Origin of the sequence: Kitasatospora sp. NPDC056651, from assembly GCF_042792155.1 — a bacterium.
Classification (GTDB): Bacteria; Actinomycetota; Actinomycetes; order Streptomycetales; family Streptomycetaceae; genus Kitasatospora.
Genome location: NZ_JBHTWX010000094.1, coordinates 18,908 through 35,593 on the forward strand (window position 1 = coordinate 18,908; position 16,686 = coordinate 35,593).

The 16,686-nt window shown below is 73.2% G+C and carries 14 protein-coding genes and 1 tRNA gene; 8 read left to right on the forward strand and 7 right to left on the reverse strand.

From position 1 onward, the window contains the following. Window positions 1–75: 75 nt before the first annotated feature. From glp to ACFRAR_RS29100, 3 genes are read right to left on the reverse strand one after another with little or no spacing between them, the layout of a single operon-like run. Complete coding sequence (glp, locus tag ACFRAR_RS29090) at window positions 76–1,413, reverse strand: gephyrin-like molybdotransferase Glp (protein ID WP_380701474.1); 1,338 nt, start codon at window positions 1,411–1,413, stop codon at window positions 76–78. Window positions 1,414–1,446: 33 nt separating this feature from the next. Then, on the reverse strand, window positions 1,447–2,367 hold the full coding sequence (gene galU / locus ACFRAR_RS29095; protein WP_380701476.1) for a UTP--glucose-1-phosphate uridylyltransferase GalU: 921 nt from the start codon (window positions 2,365–2,367) through the stop codon (window positions 1,447–1,449). Window positions 2,368–2,418: 51 nt separating this feature from the next. Then, window positions 2,419–3,375: a GGDEF domain-containing protein gene (locus tag ACFRAR_RS29100; RefSeq protein WP_380701478.1), complete on the reverse strand. Its 957-nt coding sequence runs from the start codon at window positions 3,373–3,375 to the stop codon at window positions 2,419–2,421. A gap of 76 nt (window positions 3,376–3,451) precedes the next feature. On the opposite strand from ACFRAR_RS29100, the gene ACFRAR_RS29105 reads away from it, so the two are divergent. Further along, complete coding sequence (locus ACFRAR_RS29105; protein ID WP_380701480.1) at window positions 3,452–4,057, forward strand: 5-formyltetrahydrofolate cyclo-ligase; 606 nt, start codon at window positions 3,452–3,454, stop codon at window positions 4,055–4,057. A gap of 65 nt (window positions 4,058–4,122) precedes the next feature. Here the strand turns inward: ACFRAR_RS29105 and ACFRAR_RS29110 are convergent, their stop codons facing one another. Beyond that, a complete protein-coding gene (locus tag ACFRAR_RS29110; protein ID WP_380701482.1) occupies window positions 4,123–6,843 on the reverse strand; it encodes a penicillin acylase family protein in 2,721 nt (906 codons plus the stop codon). 240 nt (window positions 6,844–7,083) lie between these two features. On the opposite strand from ACFRAR_RS29110, the gene ACFRAR_RS29115 reads away from it, so the two are divergent. The 5 genes from ACFRAR_RS29115 (at window position 7,084) to mscL (ending at window position 11,689) form a co-directional block, all read left to right on the forward strand. Next, window positions 7,084–8,568 (forward strand): potassium/proton antiporter, encoded by a 1,485-nt coding sequence (locus ACFRAR_RS29115; protein ID WP_380701484.1) that lies wholly within the window; start codon window positions 7,084–7,086, stop codon window positions 8,566–8,568. Window positions 8,569–8,878: 310 nt separating this feature from the next. Further along, entirely contained in the window at window positions 8,879–10,252 is a 1,374-nt protein-coding gene (locus ACFRAR_RS29120) for an MFS transporter (protein WP_380701486.1), read from the forward strand. A gap of 125 nt (window positions 10,253–10,377) precedes the next feature. Then, a complete protein-coding gene (locus ACFRAR_RS29125) occupies window positions 10,378–10,686 on the forward strand; it encodes an FmdB family zinc ribbon protein (protein ID WP_380701488.1) in 309 nt (102 codons plus the stop codon). A 280-nt stretch (window positions 10,687–10,966) separates the two neighbouring features. Beyond that, window positions 10,967–11,239, forward strand: coding sequence for a hypothetical protein (locus ACFRAR_RS29130; RefSeq protein WP_380701490.1), 273 nt, complete (start codon window positions 10,967–10,969; stop codon window positions 11,237–11,239). A 30-nt stretch (window positions 11,240–11,269) separates the two neighbouring features. Further along, window positions 11,270–11,689 (forward strand): large conductance mechanosensitive channel protein MscL, encoded by a 420-nt coding sequence (mscL, locus tag ACFRAR_RS29135; RefSeq protein WP_380701492.1) that lies wholly within the window; start codon window positions 11,270–11,272, stop codon window positions 11,687–11,689. 49 nt (window positions 11,690–11,738) lie between these two features. Here mscL and ACFRAR_RS29140 read toward each other — a convergent pair whose 3' ends face one another. Together ACFRAR_RS29140 and ACFRAR_RS29145 are read right to left on the reverse strand one after the other, a co-directional pair. Beyond that, window positions 11,739–11,978: a hypothetical protein gene (locus ACFRAR_RS29140; protein ID WP_380701494.1), complete on the reverse strand. Its 240-nt coding sequence runs from the start codon at window positions 11,976–11,978 to the stop codon at window positions 11,739–11,741. A 142-nt stretch (window positions 11,979–12,120) separates the two neighbouring features. Next, window positions 12,121–13,092 carry a sigma-70 family RNA polymerase sigma factor gene (locus tag ACFRAR_RS29145; protein ID WP_380701496.1) on the reverse strand — a complete coding sequence of 324 codons (972 nt, stop codon included), beginning with the start codon at window positions 13,090–13,092 and terminating at the stop codon, window positions 12,121–12,123. A 424-nt stretch (window positions 13,093–13,516) separates the two neighbouring features. Here ACFRAR_RS29145 and ACFRAR_RS29150 point away from each other — a divergent pair, with 424 nt between their 5' ends. After that, window positions 13,517–14,431 (forward strand): phosphatase PAP2 family protein, encoded by a 915-nt coding sequence (locus ACFRAR_RS29150; RefSeq protein ID WP_380701498.1) that lies wholly within the window; start codon window positions 13,517–13,519, stop codon window positions 14,429–14,431. Window positions 14,432–14,843: 412 nt separating this feature from the next. Here the strand turns inward: ACFRAR_RS29150 and ACFRAR_RS29155 are convergent. After that, window positions 14,844–14,916: transfer RNA gene (locus ACFRAR_RS29155), tRNA-Arg, on the reverse strand. Between the two features lie 169 nt (window positions 14,917–15,085). Between ACFRAR_RS29155 and ACFRAR_RS29160 the strand changes: the two genes are divergently transcribed. Then, window positions 15,086–16,624, forward strand: a complete 1,539-nt coding sequence (locus ACFRAR_RS29160; protein WP_380701500.1) for a glycosyltransferase family 39 protein — start codon at window positions 15,086–15,088, stop codon at window positions 16,622–16,624. The last annotated feature ends 62 nt before the right edge of the window (window positions 16,625–16,686 follow it).

Sequence of the window (16,686 nt, forward strand, 5' to 3'; positions counted from 1 at the left end):
GTCGTCACGGGTAACTCCAGGGGCGAGCAGGTCGAATACCGCGCTACCGTACCGTTCCCCGGTCCGGCGGACCGATCAGGAGTCCAGCAACACCACGTCCACCTCGCTGCCGGCGGGCAGTTCGGTGACGTCCTCGGGGACGGTGATCAGGCAGTTCGCCCGGGCCAGCGCGCCGACCAGGTGGGACCCGGCGCCGCCCACCGGCTCGACGGTGCCGTCCGCCGCCGAGTGCCGGCCGCGCAGGAACTGCCGCCGGCCGGCCGGGGAGCGCAGTGCCGCCGGGCAGAGCGCGCGGACCACCGGGCGGTGCACCTCGGCGGCGCCGAGCATGGTGCGGATGACCGGGCGGACGAAGAGCTCGAAGGAGATGTAGGCGCTCACCGGATTTCCGGGCAGGGCGAGCAGCGGCACCCCGGCCGCGCCGCCGATCCGGCCGAAGCCCTGGGGCTTGCCGGGCTGCATCCGCAGCGTCCGGAAGGCGACGCCCCCGTAGGTCTCGAAGACCTCCTTGACCACGTCGTACGCGCCGACGCTGACCCCGCCGCTGGTGACGATCAGGTCGGCCCGGCCGAGCTGGTCCTCCAGGACGGCGCGCAGCCTCCCTGCGTCGTCCGGGACGGCGCCGACCCGGTAGGCGATGGCACCGGCCTCCTGGGCGGCCGCGGTGAGGGTGAAGCTGTTGGAGTCGGTGATCTGCCCGGGGCCGACCGGCTCGCCGGGCGGGACCAGCTCGCTGCCGGTGGACAGCACCACGACCCGGGGGCGCGGGCGGACCTTCACGGTGGCCCGGCCGATCGCGGCGAGCAGGCCGAGCTGGGTGGGGCCGAGCCGGGTGCCCGCCTCCAGGACGGTGGTGCCGGCCGTGACGTCGCTGCCGCGGCGGCGGATGTGCGCGCCCTCGGCGACCGGGCGCAGGACGCGCACCTCCTCGTCGGGGACGGGCGCGGTCATCGCGGCGGCGGCCACCCCGGTGCCGGTGCCACCGTCGGTCCACTCGACCGGGGCGACGGCCTGGGCGCCGGGTGGCAGCGGGGCCCCGGTCATGATCCGGGCGGCCTGGCCGGGGCCGATCCTGGGCAGCTCGCCGGCGCCGGCCGCGATGTCGCCGACCACCGGGAGCACCGACGGGTAGACGTCGGTGGCGCCCTCGGTGTCGGCGGTGCGGACCGCGTAGCCGTCCATCGAGCTGTTGTCGAAGGGCGGCAGGTCGCCGTCGGCGGTCACGTCCTCGTCGAGCCGGCAGCCCTGGGCGTCGAGCAGCGGGAGCTCGATCGCGGGCAGCGGACCGACCGCGGCCAGCACGTCGGCGAGGTGCTCGTCCACCGTCCACAGGCGCGGTGCCGCCGGTGCCGGGTCCGTTCCGGCGTCGCAGCAGGCGCTGGGCGTGGTGCTGTGCTCGGTGGACCCGGTCATCGGCGGCTCGCTCTCTGTCGTGGTCGTCCTGCGTCAGTCCTGCATCTCGGTGCCGACGAACTCCCGCAGCCAGGAGCGGAACTCCGGGCCCAGGTCCTCGCGTTCGGCGGCCAGTCGGACGATAGCGCGCAGGTAGTCGGCGCGGTCGCCGGTGTCGTAGCGGCGGCCCTTGAAGAGCACGCCGTGCACCTGGCCGCCGTCCGCCGCCTCACGGGTGGTCAGCTCGCGCAGGGCGTCGGTGAGCTGGATCTCGCCGCCGCGGCCGGGCGGGGTCTCCCGCAGCACGTCGAAGACCAGCGGGTCGAGGACGTAACGGCCGATCACCGCATAGTTGGACGGGGCCTCGCCGGGCTCGGGCTTCTCGACCAGGTCGGTCACCTGGAAGACGTCGTCGCCGAAGCCGTTCGCCTTGACGGCGGCGCAGCCGTAGAGGTGGATCTGGGAGGGGGCGACCTCCATGAGGGCGACGACCGAACCGCCGAGCTCCTGCTGCACCTCGATCATCCGGGAGAGCAGCGGGTCGCGCGGGTCGATCAGGTCGTCGCCGAGCAGGACGGCGAAGGGCTGGCCGGCGACGTGCTGCTCGGCGACCGAGACGGCGTGGCCGAGGCCCTTGGGGTCGCCCTGGCGGACGTAGTGCATGTTGGCCAGCTCGACGGACTCGCGGACCCGGGCCAGGCGCTGCTCGTCGCCCTTGCGGACCAGCAGCTCCTCCAGCTCGTAGGCGCGGTCGAAGTGGTCCTCCAGGGCCCGCTTGTTGCGCCCGGTGACCATCAGTATGTCGGAGAGGCCGGCGGCGGACGCCTCCTCGACGACGTACTGGATCGCCGGCTTGTCGACGACCGGGAGCATCTCCTTCGGGGTGGCCTTGGTCGCCGGGAGGAAACGGGTGCCCAGTCCGGCCGCGGGTACCACGGCCTTGGTTACCGGAACTCGGGGGTTGGTCGTCGTCATGCGTTTACCTTACTCAGGCACGTTTTCGCCCGGCCGAGCGCCGTCGGACGGCTAGGACAGCACGTCGCGGGGCCCGGCCGCAGTGGCGGCCGTATGGGTCGCGACCGGCTGGTCGAGGGGGTTCCGGCCGGCACAGGCCGACAGACTACCGGGCTTTGCGGAACGGTCGTGTTCGCCGTCCGGACGGTGGCCGGGGCCCTGGACGCCCTGTTCGGAGCGGTCGGTTCGGGGGCGTTCGGACTCCCCCGGGTGCTCCCCCGGGTGCTCGGCCGGGTGCTCCCCCGGGTGCTCGGCCGGGAGCCGCCAGCAGTCGCCGCCGGCCGACCGGGCCGCGGCGAGCGCCGCGTCGGCCGCGCGCAGCAGGACGGCGGCGTGGGTGCCGTCCTCGGGCAGGACGGCGATGCCGCAGGCGGCGGTGAGGCCGTTGCCGGCGGCGGGGCGGGACTCGCGCGGGCCGGAGGACCAGTCCAGCAGCAGGTGCCGGCGGACCGACCAGACCAGCCGCTCGGCGACCTGGGCGGCGCCCTCGGCGCCGGTGTCCGGCAGCACCACCAGGAAGTCCTCGCCGCCGTAGCGGCCGAGGGTGTCGGCCCGGCGGATCTCCATCGCGAGCCGCTGGGCGAGGTCGCGCAGCACCGCGCCGGCCCGGCCCCGGCCGTGTTCGGCGACGACCGCGTCGAAGCCGGTGATGGCGAGCATCAGCACGGCGAGCGGGCGCGGGCCGTCGGCCTGCTCGGTGTGCTCGGCGCGGCGGGCCCGTTCGATCTCCCGGTCCAGGGTGAGCTGGAGGTGGCGGTAGTTCCACACCCCGGTGAGCGGGTCGCAGGAGGCGGTGCGCTCCAGTTCGGCGCAGCACTCCTCCAGTTCGGCGATCCGCCCGCGCAGCCGCTCGGCCCCGGCGGCGGCCCCGGCCCGGTCCCGCCGGCCGCGCAGTCCGAGGGCGGTGGCGCCGGCCAGTGCGGGGACGCTCAGTGCGGCCAGGGACTGGACCAGCAGCGGGGTGGTCAACGGGGGCGCCCCTTCGCGTGTCAGGCTCTGCGCGTCGGTGGTGCGGAGACCAGGGCGCGGAGACCAGGAGGACCGGATGCACGGCGATCGAACGCACGACGATCACACGCACAACGAGAAGAGCGGCCTGAGGACACGGCTGTTGACGGAGCGCCGCGCGCTGACCGCCGAGGAGCGGACCGCGGCGGCCGACCGTCTGGCCGGGCACGCCGGGGAGCTGGCCGGTGCGGGCGCCACGGTGGCCGCGTACGTCTCGGTCGGCGCCGAGCCCGGGACCCGTCCGCTGCTGGAAGCGCTGCGGGCGCGCGGGGCGCGGGTGCTGCTGCCGGTGCTGCTGGCGGACAACGACCTGGACTGGGCCGAGTACGCGGGGCCCGGGGCGCTGGCCCCGGCCGGGCGCGGGCTGCTGGAGCCGGTCGGCCCGCGGCTCGGGCCGCAGGCGGTGACGGAGGCCGCCGTGGTGCTGCTGCCGGGCCTGGCGGTGGACCGCTCCGGGCTGCGGCTGGGCCGGGGCGGCGGCAGCTACGACCGGGTGCTGGACCGCCTGGCGCGGGCGGGCGCGCGGCCGGTGCTGGCGGTGCTGCTGTACGAGCACGAGCTGCTGGAGCGGGTGCCGGCCGAGCCGCACGACCGGCTGGTGGACGTGGCGGTGCTGCCCTCGGGGGTGCGCGAGCTCGGCTGAGCACGGCGGCGGCCCCGCTCCCTGGTCGGGAACGGGGCCGCCGGTGGCTCGGGGCCGTACGGGCGTCAGCCGGTGGTGAGCACCAGCTTGTGCCTGGTCGCCTTCTCGACCGCGTCCGGCGAGTTGGCCCAGGTCAGCAGCTTGCCCTTGAGCCAGACGTCGGTCTGGTCGTTGTAGTTGTCGTGGAAGGCGTGCCCGGAGGCGCCGCCGACGTTGACCCAGCGCGAGGCGTCGAGGTCGTTCAGGTCGACCACCATGCGCATCGAGGGGATCCAGTCGACCTGGTAGCCGGCCGCCGCGTTCCAGCCGGCCGCGTCGACTGCGGCCGAACCGCCGGAGAGCCGGTACGGGCCGCGGTTGAGCAGCTTGTGCACCGCGCCGGAGGCGATCGAGGAGTTGTCGGTGCCGAGGGTCTGCTCGCGCAGCTCCAGCTTGTGCAGGCGGCCCCAGCTCCAGCTGGAGACGTCCTTGCCGAGCAGCGAGGTCAGCTCCTGGCGGGCGTCCTTCATCGCCTCCTGGAGCAGGTTGTCCAGGCCCTTCTGCTCCTTGTGCTGGTCGTCGATGTACGTCCACCACGAGCTGTCGGGCTTCTCCAGCTGCTGGCGCACCACCTCGGTCCAGCGGTCGCCGCCGTCCGGCTGGGCCTTGCCCGGGTCGCGGGTGCCGCACTCGGTGACGATCTTGGTGGCGCTGTCCGGCTTGGTCGGGTCGTCCTGCCGGCGGGCCAGCAGGCAGTTGTCCTTGGCCCGCAGGTCGGCCGGGAACTTCTGGCCGAAGGCCAGGGTCAGCAGCTGGCGCCAGACGCCGTTGTAGTAGGCGGCGGCGGCCGAGTCGGCGTCCTGGTGGAAGTTCCAGTCCTTCAGCAGGTCCTGGGCCTCGCGCACGTACGGGTCACTGGCCTGCTGCTTGAGCAGCAGCGGGACCAGCGTCTTGGCCATCACGCTGGTGTTGTCCAGCTGGAGGGTCTGCATGTCGTCCGGCGAGATCTTGCCGTTGTTCTTGAGCAGGCCCTCGATCTGGTCGGTGATCTCCTTGGCGCGGGTGCCGTACTCCCAGTCCTTGGTCAGGTTGTACTTGTAGCTCGGGTCCACCACGGCCTGGTTGGCGGTGACGATGTAGCCGGCCGAGGGGTTGAGGCTCCACGGCAACGCGCTGAAGGGGATCGGGTCCTTCCACTGGTAGGCGGAGTCCCAGCCCGGCGAGGGGAGGGTGCCGTCGCCCTTGCCGCGGACCGGGATGATGCCCGGGGCCTGGTAGCCGATGTTCTTGGCGTCGGCGTAGACCAGGTTCTGCGCGGGGACGGTGAAGTCCTTGGCGGCGGCGCGGAACTCGTCCCAGTTCTTCGCCTTGTCCAGCTCGAAGACGGCGTCCATGGTCTTGCCGGGGCTGAGCGCCGTCCACTGGAGGGCGACGCCGTAGCCGCCGGTGCCGCGGTCGGGGGCGGAGGTGCCGTTGGGGGCGTACTTGCCGACGTTCTGCTGCTCGGTGCTCTGGTCCGAGATGAGCGGGGCGCCGGTCTTGGTGGTGCGGACGGTGATGGTGCGGTCCTCGCCGCCGGCGACCTTGATGGTCTCCTTGCGGAGCTCGAACTTCTCGTCCTTGCCGTCCACCTGGTAGGTGTCCGGGCCGGTGACCTTCTCCAGGAAGAGGTCGGTGACGTCGGCGCCGAGGTTGGTGAAGCCCCAGGCGATGTCCTGGTTGTGGCCGATCACCACGCCGGGCATGCCCGCGAAGGTGAAGCCGGAGACGTCGAACTGGCAGGCCGGGGAGCTGGTCCGGCAGTGCAGGCCCATCTGGTACCAGACGGAGGGCAGGCCGGGGCCCAGGTGCGGGTCGTTGGCCAGCAGCGGCTTGCCGGTGGTGGTGTGCGAGCCGGCCACCACCCAGGAGTTGGAGCCGATGCCCTGGCCGGGGCGGCCGAGCAGCTGCGGCATCGAGTCGATCCGGTCGGTCAGCCCCTGGAGCACCGCCTTGGTGGCGGCCGCGCCCTGGGTGGTGCCGGCCGTGCCGGGGGTCGCGCCGGACTGCGGGGAGCCGTCGGCGGGGCGGTAGGCGTCGCCCGCCACCGTGCCGGTCTTCACGATCGTGCCGTTGCGGGCGTACGGGTAGTCCGGGTACAGCTCGGCGATCTTGTCCGGGCCGAAGTCCTGGGCCAGCAGCGAGCGGTCGATCTCCTCCTGGAGGTTCCCGGAGAGGTTCCAGGCCATCGCCTTGAGCCAGGCCACCGAGTCGACCGGGGTCCACTGCTCGGGCTGGTAGCCGCCGTTGACGACGCCGAGCAGCGAGTACTCCAGCGAGGCCTTCGCACCGCCGGGGTGCTCGGCGAGCCAGGCGTTCACGCCGTCCGAGTACGCCTGGAGGTACTTCTTGGTCTCCGGGGACAGCTTGGTGTCGAACTCCTTCTGCGCCACCTGCCGCCAGCCCATGGTGCGGATGAAGGCGTCGGTGTCGACCTGGCCGTCGCCGAACATCTCGGAGAGCCGGCCGGCGGTGACGTGCCGGCGGACGTCCATCTCCCAGAAACGGTCCTGCGCCTGGACGTAGCCCTGGGCGCGGAACAGGTCTTCGGCGGTGTCGGCGTACAGCTGCGGGATGCCGTTGGCGTCCCGCTTGACGTCGACGGGCGCGCTCAGGCCCGCCACCTTGACGCTGCCGTCGACCTCCGGGAAGGAGGCACGGACCGCGGTGACCCCGCGGTAGCCGCCGTAGCCGGCACCGGCCACCAGCAGCACGACCAGCACGATCACGATCAGACGGGCGCGCCGGAACTTCTTCGAGCGGGGCATCTGGGTCCTTGCGGTCCTGACTTCGGGGCGGGCGGGGCGTGTCCAGGGCCTGCGACCCCGGCAGGGCACCACATTAGGCCGAGTCGGCCGAGCACCGTGAACGGGGGACCAAGCTAAAGATATGGCAAAATGTTAGACTGCGTAACGATCCGCAAGGGGAGTATTGACGCCTTCTTAACGGGTCAGCCCACAGCACCACCAGACACCCCGTCCGCCCCTGCCTGCCCGAGGTGCCCCTGCGTGAACGTCTCCCATCTGAACCAGCTCCTGCTCGAGTCCTCCGTGATCCTGCTGTTCGCGGTGGGTGCCGTCCGCCTCTCCACCCGATCAGGGCTGCCCAGCCTGCTGATCTATCTGGGGATCGGCGTCGCACTGGGCCAGAACGGGATCGGCGTCACCTTCAACAACGCCGAGCTCACCCAGGTGCTCGGCTACGCGGCGCTCGTGGTCATCCTGGCCGAGGGCGGCCTCAAGACCAGCTGGCGCGAGATCAAGCCGGTGATGCCGTCCGCGACCGTGCTCGCCACCGTCGGCGTCGGCGTCAGCGTGTTCGCCACCGCCGCCGGCGCCCACTGGCTGGTCGGCCTGGACTGGCGGACCTCACTACTGCTGGGCGCCATCGTCTCCTCGACCGACGCGGCCGCCGTCTTCTCGGTGCTGCGGATGGTCCCGCTGCCGCACCGGCTCACCGGCCTGTTGGAGGCCGAGTCCGGCTTCAACGACGCGCCCGTGGTCATCCTGGTCGTCGCCTTCGCCACCACCGGGGAGCTGGACTCCTGGTACGTGCTGCTCGGCACGATCGTCGCCGAGCTGGCGATCGGCGCGGTGATAGGCCTCGCCGTCGGCAAGATAGGCGCCTACGGGCTCAAGCAGGTCGCACTGCCCTCCTCGGGCCTCTACCCGATCGCCGTGATGGCGCTCACCGTGCTCGCGTACGCCGGCGGCGCGCTGCTGCACGGCTCCGGCTTCCTCGCCGTCTACATCAGCGCGGTGGTGCTCGGGAACTCCAAGCTGCCGCACGGCCCGGCCGTCCGGGGCTTCGCCGACGGACTGGCCTGGATCGGGCAGATCGGCATGTTCGTGCTGCTCGGCCTGCTCGTCACGCCCGCGAACATGGGTGACGCGGTGGTGCCCGCCCTGGTGATCGGCGGGGTCCTGGTCTTCCTGGCCCGGCCGCTCTCGGTGATGGTCTCGCTGACCCCGTTCAAGGTGCCCGCCCGCGAGCAGGCGCTGCTCAGCTGGGCCGGGCTGCGCGGGGCCGTGCCCATCGTGCTGGCCACCATCCCGGTGGTGTCGGGCGCCCACAAGGCCGAGGACGTCTTCAACATCGTCTTCATCCTGGTCGTCGTCTTCACCCTGCTCCAGGGGCCGACCCTGCCCTGGGTGGCCAAGCGGCTGCGGATCGGCGACGGCGCGATGGGCCAGGACCTGGGCATCGAGTCCGCGCCGCTGGAGAAGCTGCACGGGCACCTGCTGTCGGTCGCGCTCTCCCCCACCTCGCGGATGTCCGGCGTGGAGATCAGCGAGCTGCGGCTGCCCAAGGGGGCGGCGGTCACCCTGGTGGTGCGCGAGGGGAACTCCTTCGTGCCGGACAGGACGACGATGCTGCGCGGCGGGGACGAGCTGCTGGTGGTCACCACGGACGAGGTCGGCGAGGCGGCGGAGCGGCGGCTGCGGGCCGTCGACAAGGGCGGCAAGCTCGCCGGGTGGCTGAACGGGCGGTGAGGGCGGGCCCGTCCGGCGGGGGGTGAACTCCTCGCCGGACGGGCCGTCCCGACGGGGTCTACGCGCGTAACACAGTGTCGGCCCGGCCCCTGTATGCTGGCTCGAACAGCCGTATGACCACCGCTAGACCACCCCAGCATCTGCCTGAAGCAGAGTTGGCGCGACCGCTCGGCGGCCGCGGTCCGGCCCCCGGCCACCACACCGGACCGACCCGGTATCTACCCCGGTCGACGCGCGAGAGGACGACTCTCGGCGCCGTCGGGGCTCCACCATGCCCTGCCGCGCTACCAGGCAGCAGGAAGGACCGACCGTGACGGCGCGCCGAACGGTCGACACCGCCGCGGACCCCGCGGCCACCACCGCAGCTCCGGCCCCCGAGGCCCCCGCCCGCGTCGGGTACGGCGAGCTGCTGCGCACACCGGGCGCCTGGACCTTCCTGGCCCCCGCCCTCGTCGCGCGACTGCCGTACGCGATGCTCAGCATGGGCATCCTGCTGCTCGTCACCCAGACCCACGGCTCGTACGGCACCGCCGGTACGGTCACCGCGGTCGCCGCCGTCGCCCAGGCCCTGATCGGGCCGCAGACCGGGCGGCTCGCCGACCGGTACGGGCAGGCCGCGGTGCTGGTGCCGACCGTCCTGGTGCACGCGGCCTCGGTCGGCGCGCTGATCGCGCTCGCCCTCGCCCACGCGCCGGTCTGGAGCCTGTGCCTGGCGGCCGTCCCGGCCGGCGCCAGCGTGCCGCAGGTCGGCGCGATGGTCCGGGCCCGCTGGGTGGCCACGTTCTCCGCGAACGGCCCCTCCGAGGCCTCGGCGGCCCGGGTGGGCACCGCGTTCGCGTTCGAGTCCGTGACGGACGAGTTCACCTTCGTGATCGGCCCGATCCTGGCGTCCGGCATCGCGGCGCTCGCCAACCCGGCCACCGCCCTGGTCGCCGAGGCCTCGCTGACCCTCGCCGGCGGGCTGGCCTTCGCCGCCCAGCGGCGCACCGCCCCGGCCAGGATCGTGCCGGGGCCCGGCGCCAAGCGCGCCTCGGCGCTCGCCTCCCCCGGCGTCCGGCTGCTGGCCGGGGCCTTCCTCGGGGTCGGCGCGGTCTTCGGCGGCACGCAGGTCTCGGTGAACGCCTTCGCCGACTCGGTCGGGCGGCACGCCGCCGGCGGCACCGTGTACGGGATCTTCGCCGGCGGCTCGATGCTGGCCGGGGTGCTGTACGGGATGGTCGGCTGGCGGCGGCCGGTCCAGCAGCGGATGCTGATCAGCTACTCGCTGCTGGTTCTCGGCTGCTCGACGCTGTGGGCGATGCCCGACCTGGTGGCACTGAGCGCCGCCGGGCTGGTCTGCGGGCTGGCCATCGCACCGACCCTGATCAGCGGCTACACCCTGGTCGAGACGCTGGTCGCGGACGGGGCCAAGACCGAGGCCTTCACCTGGCTGACCGGCGCGATCGGGCTGGGACTGGCGGTCGGTTCGATGGCCGCGGGCCGGCTGATCGACGGGCACGGGCCCTCGACCGGGTTCGTGGTGCCGCTGGCCGGGGCCGGGCTGGGGCTGGTCGCGCTGGCCTCGCTGCGGCACCTGCTGGTGGCGCCGAAGGACGGTTCCGCCTCCGGCTCCGGCTCCGGCTCCGGCTCCGGCTCCGCGGCCCGCGGTGGCCCGGAGCGGCTGGTGGGCGCGGTCAACGGCTGAGCCGGGGTGGCCCGGGGGCCGGGTCCGGGCCATCTCACACCGCAGTCGCTGGACTGATCCCGCGGAATGCCGCATCATTGACCATCGTTAGCACTCATCAGGCGAGAGTGCCAGGAGGAAGACAAGTGCCCACGTACCAGTACCAGTGCACCGAGTGCGGCAACGGCCTGGAGGCGGTGCAGAAGTTCACCGACGAGGCGCTGACCACGTGCCCCGACTGCCAGGGACGGCTCCGCAAGGTCTTCTCGGCCGTGGGCGTCGTGTTCAAGGGTTCCGGCTTCTACCGGACCGACAGCCGCTCCTCCTCCAGCAGCTCGGTGGGCACCGGGTCGTCGTCGACCCCCTCGACGCCGTCCTCCTCGTCCACCGGCACCTCGTCGTCGTCGGGCTCCGGCTCCTCGGCCTCGTCCAGCCCGGCTCCGGCCGCGAGCTGACGCCGGCGCCCGGGCACCGTCCCGGACGCCCCGCAGACCACGGGAAGGCCCGTCGGCCCCGCTTCCACGCGGGGGCGGCGGGCCTTCCCGCATGCCCATCGCGGGACCTTCGTCAACCCGGACGGGCTGGACGCACTCGCGCGGGTGTACGAAGTCATCCACAGGGCCGGGTTTTCCACAGGCCTGGGGAAAGAGCTTTCCGAGTTCGCCGGAAACGCCCATCGTGTGGGTCGTCCGGTCCGCGAGGGGCCGGACCGCCGAACACTCCGGAGGTACCCCGTTGACGACCGTGAGCTTCTCCCTCCCCCTGCCCGCGCCCACCGTGCCGCCCCGACAGGAGCTGCCGAGCTTCCCGCCGATCCGGCGCGGCTGCGGCGGGTGGCACCGCTGGCGCAGTGCGGTGCGGCGGCGGGCCGGGGCGCCCGCGCTGGTGCTGCTCGCGGTGGCGGCCGCACTGGCGCTGGGGCCGGCGCGGGCCGGGCTGCCGCCGCCCTCCGGGGGCCCGCTGGGCCGGACGGGTTGTCAGTCCGGGGCCACCGAAGATCACCCGTAACCCGGAAGCGGATTCGTCGTTCGAGGCGGCATGAAGGGCTTCAAGGAATTCCTGCTGCGCGGAAATGTCGTCGAACTCGCCGTGGCCGTGGTCATCGGCGCGGCTTTCACCAACATCGTCAACGCCTTCGTCAAGGGCGTGATCAATCCGATCGTCGGCGCGTTCGGGCCGAAGGACCTCGCGTCCTACAGCTCCTGCCTCAAGGGGCCCTGCGCGCTCGGCCCGACCGGCGAGGTCACGTCCGGAATCCTCATCCTGTGGGGGTCGGTGCTCAGCGCCGCGCTCCAGTTCCTGATCACCGCGGCCTTCGTCTACTACGTCCTGATCGTGCCCATGAACAGGCTGGCCGCGCACCGCAAGAGCGCCGCCGAGGAAGCGGCGGAGGCCGAAGCCAAGGAGGTCGAGCTGCTGACCGAGATCCGTGACGCGCTCGTCGCGCCGCGGCGCTGAGCGGCCGACGCCGTCCGCCCCGACGCTTTCCCGTCCCCGTCCCCGTCACTCAGTCCCCGTGGTGCGGCGGGCGCTGGCTCAGGTACCAGTCCAGCCCCCGCCCACCGCTCTCCGCGGCGCCGGGGCGGTCGCCCCAACCGGAGTCGGTGTCGTCCTTGGACTGCTGGTCCAGCGGATCGCCGAAGACCAGCCGGGCCTTGGTCGCGGCGGCCTTCCGCGGCTCCCGTGCCTGGCTCCGGCCCTCGTCCCGGCCCTCGTCCTGGTTCTTTTCCCGTCCCTGCTCGCTCACGCTGTCCACTCCGTCGTTCGTCCCTTCCCCCCAGCCTAAGAGCCCCGTGGCACGCCTCGGGCCCCGGTGCGGAGCGTTCCGCGCCGGGGCCCGATGAGGGCTCGACCGCTGGGAGGGCTCGACCGCTGGGCCGGCCGGTACGTCAGGCGGCCTCGAAGCCCGCGTGGTCGGCGATCTTCTTCAGCTCGGCCAGCGCGTGCTTCTCGATCTGGCGGATCCGCTCACGGGTGAGGCCGTGCTGCTTGCCCACCTCGGTGAGGGTGCGCTCGCGGCCGTCCTCCATCCCGTAGCGGGAGCGGATGATCGAGGCCGTGCGGTCGTCCAACCGCCCGATCAGGCCGTCCAGTTCCTCCCGGCGGAGCATGACCATCACGGCGTCCTCGGGGGACGTGGCCCCGGTGTCCTCGACGAGGTCACCGAACTGGGTCTCGCCCTCGTCGTCCACCGACATGTTGAGGCTGACCGGGTCGCGCGCCCAGTCCAGCACGTCCTTGATCCGGGCCTCGGTCGTGTCCAGCTCGGCCGCGATCTCGGCCGGCTCCGCCTCGCGGCCCAGCTCCTTGGACTTCTCCCGCTGGACCCGACGGATCCGCCCCAGCTCCTCCACGAGGTGCACGGGGAGCCGGATCGTCCGGGACTGGTCCGCGATGGACCGGGTGATCGCCTGCCGGATCCACCACGTCGCGTACGTGGAGAACTTGAAACCCTTGGCGTAGTCGAACTTCTCGACGGCGCGCACCAAGCCCGCGTTGCCCTCCTGGATGAGGTCCAACAGGGGCAGGCCGCTGCGCGGGTACCGCCGGGCGACGGCAACGACGAGCCGGAGGTTGGAGCGGATGAAGACGTCCTTGGCGGACTCGGCGTCGGCGGCTATCGCCTCCAGCTCCTCGCGCGTGACGCCGTCGGGGAGTCCGCCCTCCTCCAGCAGGTGCTGGGCGTACACGCCGGCCTCGATCCGCAGCGAGAGCTCGACCTCCTCGGCAGCATCGAGCAGGGGCGTCCTGGCGATCTCGTCGAGGTACATGCCGACCAGGTCGCGGTCGGCTTCGAGATTGGTCGGGCGGGCCGCGCGACTCCGGTCGGCCCTGTCGCGAACGACGGCACGGGTGGCCATGCTTGCTCCCTTTGCTGGTGTTGCCGAGGTCTGCCTGCCTGCCCCGCGAGGGCAAGAAGTGCGGGCCCCTGGGGGCTCACACGTAACGATCCAACGAACAGAATCCGGACAACATTCCCAAGTCGCTCAGTTTCTTCCCGCCGATGAAGTATCCTGCCGACTTTCACCCCGACTTCGAACGCTCGGTGACCGGTCGGGCACGTTCCGCGCCGATGCGCGACCGCCCCGGGAGCGACTTCTTCACCCGACCCTCACGCGCTCGACGCCCATCCGTTGAACCCGTGAACGGCCGCGGACGTTCCCCGGATGCCCCGCCTTCCACTCGCGCCCCCACCCCGACGCACGCAGGTCCTCCTCACAAACGATGCCGAATCGCTATCACTCCAGCCCTCGCTCGGCACAGGACACTGGGAAGGTGTCAGCCATGCACCTGACCAACAGCACGACCGTCGCCACTGCGCGTAACCGCAGTCTCCTTCGGGACGCAGCGCTCGCGCTGGGCTGTGCCGCGCTGTTCGGCCTCCTGGCGACCCTGGTCACCGGCCACTGGCGTCCGCTGGCCCGCTTCGACCAGGAGTGGATCGACGAACTCCACACCTACGCCCGGGACCACCGGATCTGGACCGCCTCGGTGCAGACGCTCTCGGACATCGGCGGCACCGTCACGATGCGTACGCTGCTCGGGATCGCGGCCGGGTGGCTCTGGCTGATCGGCGCGCGGGTGCTGTCCGGCTGGGTGGCCGCCCAGACACTGGTCGGCTGGGGCGCCCAGTGGGCGCTGAAGCTGGCCTTCGACCGCCGCCGCCCCTCCTTCACCGATCCGGTCTCGCACGCGGGCGGCCCGGCCTTCCCCTCCGGGCACGCCATGGCCTCGGCGATCACCTGCGCCGTCCTGGTCGGCCTGCTCTGGTACCGGGTCCACCGACGCGGACGCACCGCCGCCTGCCTGGTGGCGGCCGCGACGGTGCTGACCATCGGCTGGACCCGGGTCGCGCTCGGGGTGCACTGGCCCAGTGACGTGCTGGCCGGCTGGCTGGCCGCCGGGATCGTGCTGGGTGCCGTGACCGCCGCGATCCAGCTCTGGCGCCCCGGCGCACTGGCCCGGGACGTACGGCGGGTCAACTGGCGTACCAGGCCCCGGGTCCAGCGGGTCATCGTGTCGGGCGGCCGGCCGTCGCCGGGTGCCACGCCTCCCGATGGGGACGGGCCGGGACTCGGCCGGGGCGGCGCGGACCTGCACGACGCGGACCCGCACGACGCGTTCCTGAGCGATGCGGGCCTGGGCGATCCCGCCGGCCTGGGCGATCCCGTCGGCCGGCCGGACGAGACGGTCCGCTGAGCGCCCCCGGATGTTCCCCGGCTCCGCGCGGCCACACGGCCGTCGCGCCCGCGGGACACCGGGACACCGGGACACTGGGACGGCCGGCAGCCACGGGTCCGGGCCTCCGCCGGGCTCACGAAGCGCGCATCGCCGTCACCGCGCTCAGCCGCGATGCTCCGGCAGGGGTCTCGTCGATCCTGGGAACGGGATGGCCGCGGGCCGTCAGCACGAGGTCGGTTCCATGATCAATCCGCGGGCGGACGGCTGCCCGCCCCGCATCCTCCCCCGGACGTACGCCGGCCCTGACGCCCCCGGCACCCCTTCCCGTACGGCCCCTCTCCCGGGCGGCCGGACCGGACGGAACCCGGCCGGGAACGGCACAGGCCCCCCGCCCGACCGGGCGGAGGGCCTGCGACCTGCGTGTTCGTTGTGCCCCAGGCAGGATTCGAACCTGCGACACCGGCTTTAGGAGAGCCGTGCTCTATCCCCTGAGCTACTGAGGCGCGGCCCGGGTGCTACCAGGCCGTCCACAGCGTACCGGATCGGGGGTGGGGCTCGCGGTGACGGTTGGGACGCGGGTGGCCGACGGGGCGTCAGCGCGAGTCAAGTAGCCTGCCGGGCAGGGTGGGATCCGACCCTGCCTACGGCGCGGCTAAGGAGACGAAGGACCTGATGAGACCTGCTGTGCGCCCGGTGGGCCGGCTGTTGGGGCAGGTGTGGGTGTGGCCCACGGCGGCCATGCTGGTGGTGGGCGGGTACCGGCTGGGGACGCCGGACATGTGGCGGGACGAGATCGCGACGGCGACGGTGGCCACCCGCTCGCTGGGTGACCTGCTGCGGCTGCTCCAGCACGTCGACGCCAGCAACGGCGCGTACTACCTGCTGATGCACGGCTGGACGGCGGTGTTCGGCGACTCCCCGACATCCCTGCGAATACCCTCCGTGCTGGCGATGGCGGCGGCGGCCGCGTTCGTGGCGCTCACCGCCCGGCGGCTGTTCGGCGGCCGGGTGGCGGCGGTCGCCGCCGGGCTGCTGTTCGCGGTGCCCCCGCAGATCGTCCGGTACGCCCAGGAGGCGCGCTCCTACGCGCTGGTGACCTGCGCGGTCGCGGCGGCCTCGTACTTCCTGCTGCGGGCGCTGGAGCGGCCGACCTGGCGGCGCTGGGCGCCGTACTGCGTGGCCATGGCGCTGGCCGGCGCCGGGCACCTGATCTCCTTCAGCACGGTCGTCGGACAGGTGGCGCTCCTGGCGCTGCACCTGTGGCGCACCCGGGCGGAGGCGGACCGGCGGCTGCTGTGGCACTACCCGCTGGCGGTCGTGGTGGCGGCGCTGCCGGTGCTGCCGGTGGTGCAGCTGGGCAGCCAGCAGTCGGACCGGCAGCTGGGCTGGATACCGGTCCCCTCCATGCGCGGCCTCACCCGCTTCGGCGAGCACCTGCTCGGCTCGGACCAGGTGTTCCACGCCTTCGCCCTGCTGGCGGTGCTGGCCCTGGTGCTGCCCGGTCGGCGCGTCGCGGCCTGGCAGGCGCTGCTGCTGGCGGAGCTGCCGGTGGTGGCCGTCTGGCTGGTGTCGCGGCTGAGCGACACCTCCTACTTCATCGAGCGGTACCTGCTGTTCACCGTGCCCGCCTGGGCGGTGCTGGCCGGTGGCGGTGCCGGGGCGGCGTACGTCGCGGTGGTGGCCCTGGCCCGGCGCCTCGGCCGGGAGCCCCGGCAGGCCGTCGCGCTGGGCGGTCTGCTGGCCGTCGCCCTGCTCGCCCTGCCGACCGTGGCGGCGCTGCCGAAGCAGTCCTCGGTGCGCTACGTCGGTTCGCACAACGGCTCCGGGGAGCCGTTCAAGGCGGTGGCCCGGGAGATCTCCGCCGGCTACCGCGCCGGGGACGGGATGGCGGCGCCGCTGGGCGACCAGTCCTGGGCGATGGCCTGGCCGGGCGTCAGCTACTACCTGCCCTCGGACGTCCGCCCCTCCCCGGTCTTCGTCGCCCGGAGCGCCGACGACGCCGAGGACCTCTCCCCGACGCCCTGCCCGCAGCCGGAGACCTGCCTGGGCGGGGCGTCCCGGATATGGCTGATAGTCCTCGGCGACACCCTGGACCCGCTGGGCGCGGTGCCGGCGGCCCAGGCGCAGGTGCTCCGCGCCCGGTACGGCGCCCCGGGCCGGGTGACGCCGCTCGGCGGACTCACCCTCGCGCTGCTCGACCGGAACGCGTAGCGCCGGAGGCGGACACCGATAAGAAGCGAAGGAGAAGGGGAGCCGGTACCGACCGGCTCCCC

Excerpts from the sequence above, each read along its gene's own strand:
- glp (WP_380701474.1), bottom strand. The coding sequence starts at position 1,413 with ATGACCGGGTCCACCGAGCACAGCACCACGCCCAGCGCCTGCTGCGAC.
- galU (WP_380701476.1), bottom strand. The coding sequence starts at position 2,367 with ATGACGACGACCAACCCCCGAGTTCCGGTAACCAAGGCCGTGGTACCC.
- ACFRAR_RS29105 (WP_380701480.1), top strand. The coding sequence starts at position 3,452 with ATGCACGGCGATCGAACGCACGACGATCACACGCACAACGAGAAGAGC.
- ACFRAR_RS29110 (WP_380701482.1), bottom strand. The coding sequence starts at position 6,843 with ATGCCCCGCTCGAAGAAGTTCCGGCGCGCCCGTCTGATCGTGATCGTG.
- mscL (WP_380701492.1), top strand. The coding sequence starts at position 11,270 with ATGAAGGGCTTCAAGGAATTCCTGCTGCGCGGAAATGTCGTCGAACTC.
- ACFRAR_RS29145 (WP_380701496.1), bottom strand. The coding sequence starts at position 13,092 with ATGGCCACCCGTGCCGTCGTTCGCGACAGGGCCGACCGGAGTCGCGCG.
- ACFRAR_RS29150 (WP_380701498.1), top strand. The coding sequence starts at position 13,517 with ATGCACCTGACCAACAGCACGACCGTCGCCACTGCGCGTAACCGCAGT.
- ACFRAR_RS29160 (WP_380701500.1), top strand. The coding sequence starts at position 15,086 with ATGAGACCTGCTGTGCGCCCGGTGGGCCGGCTGTTGGGGCAGGTGTGG.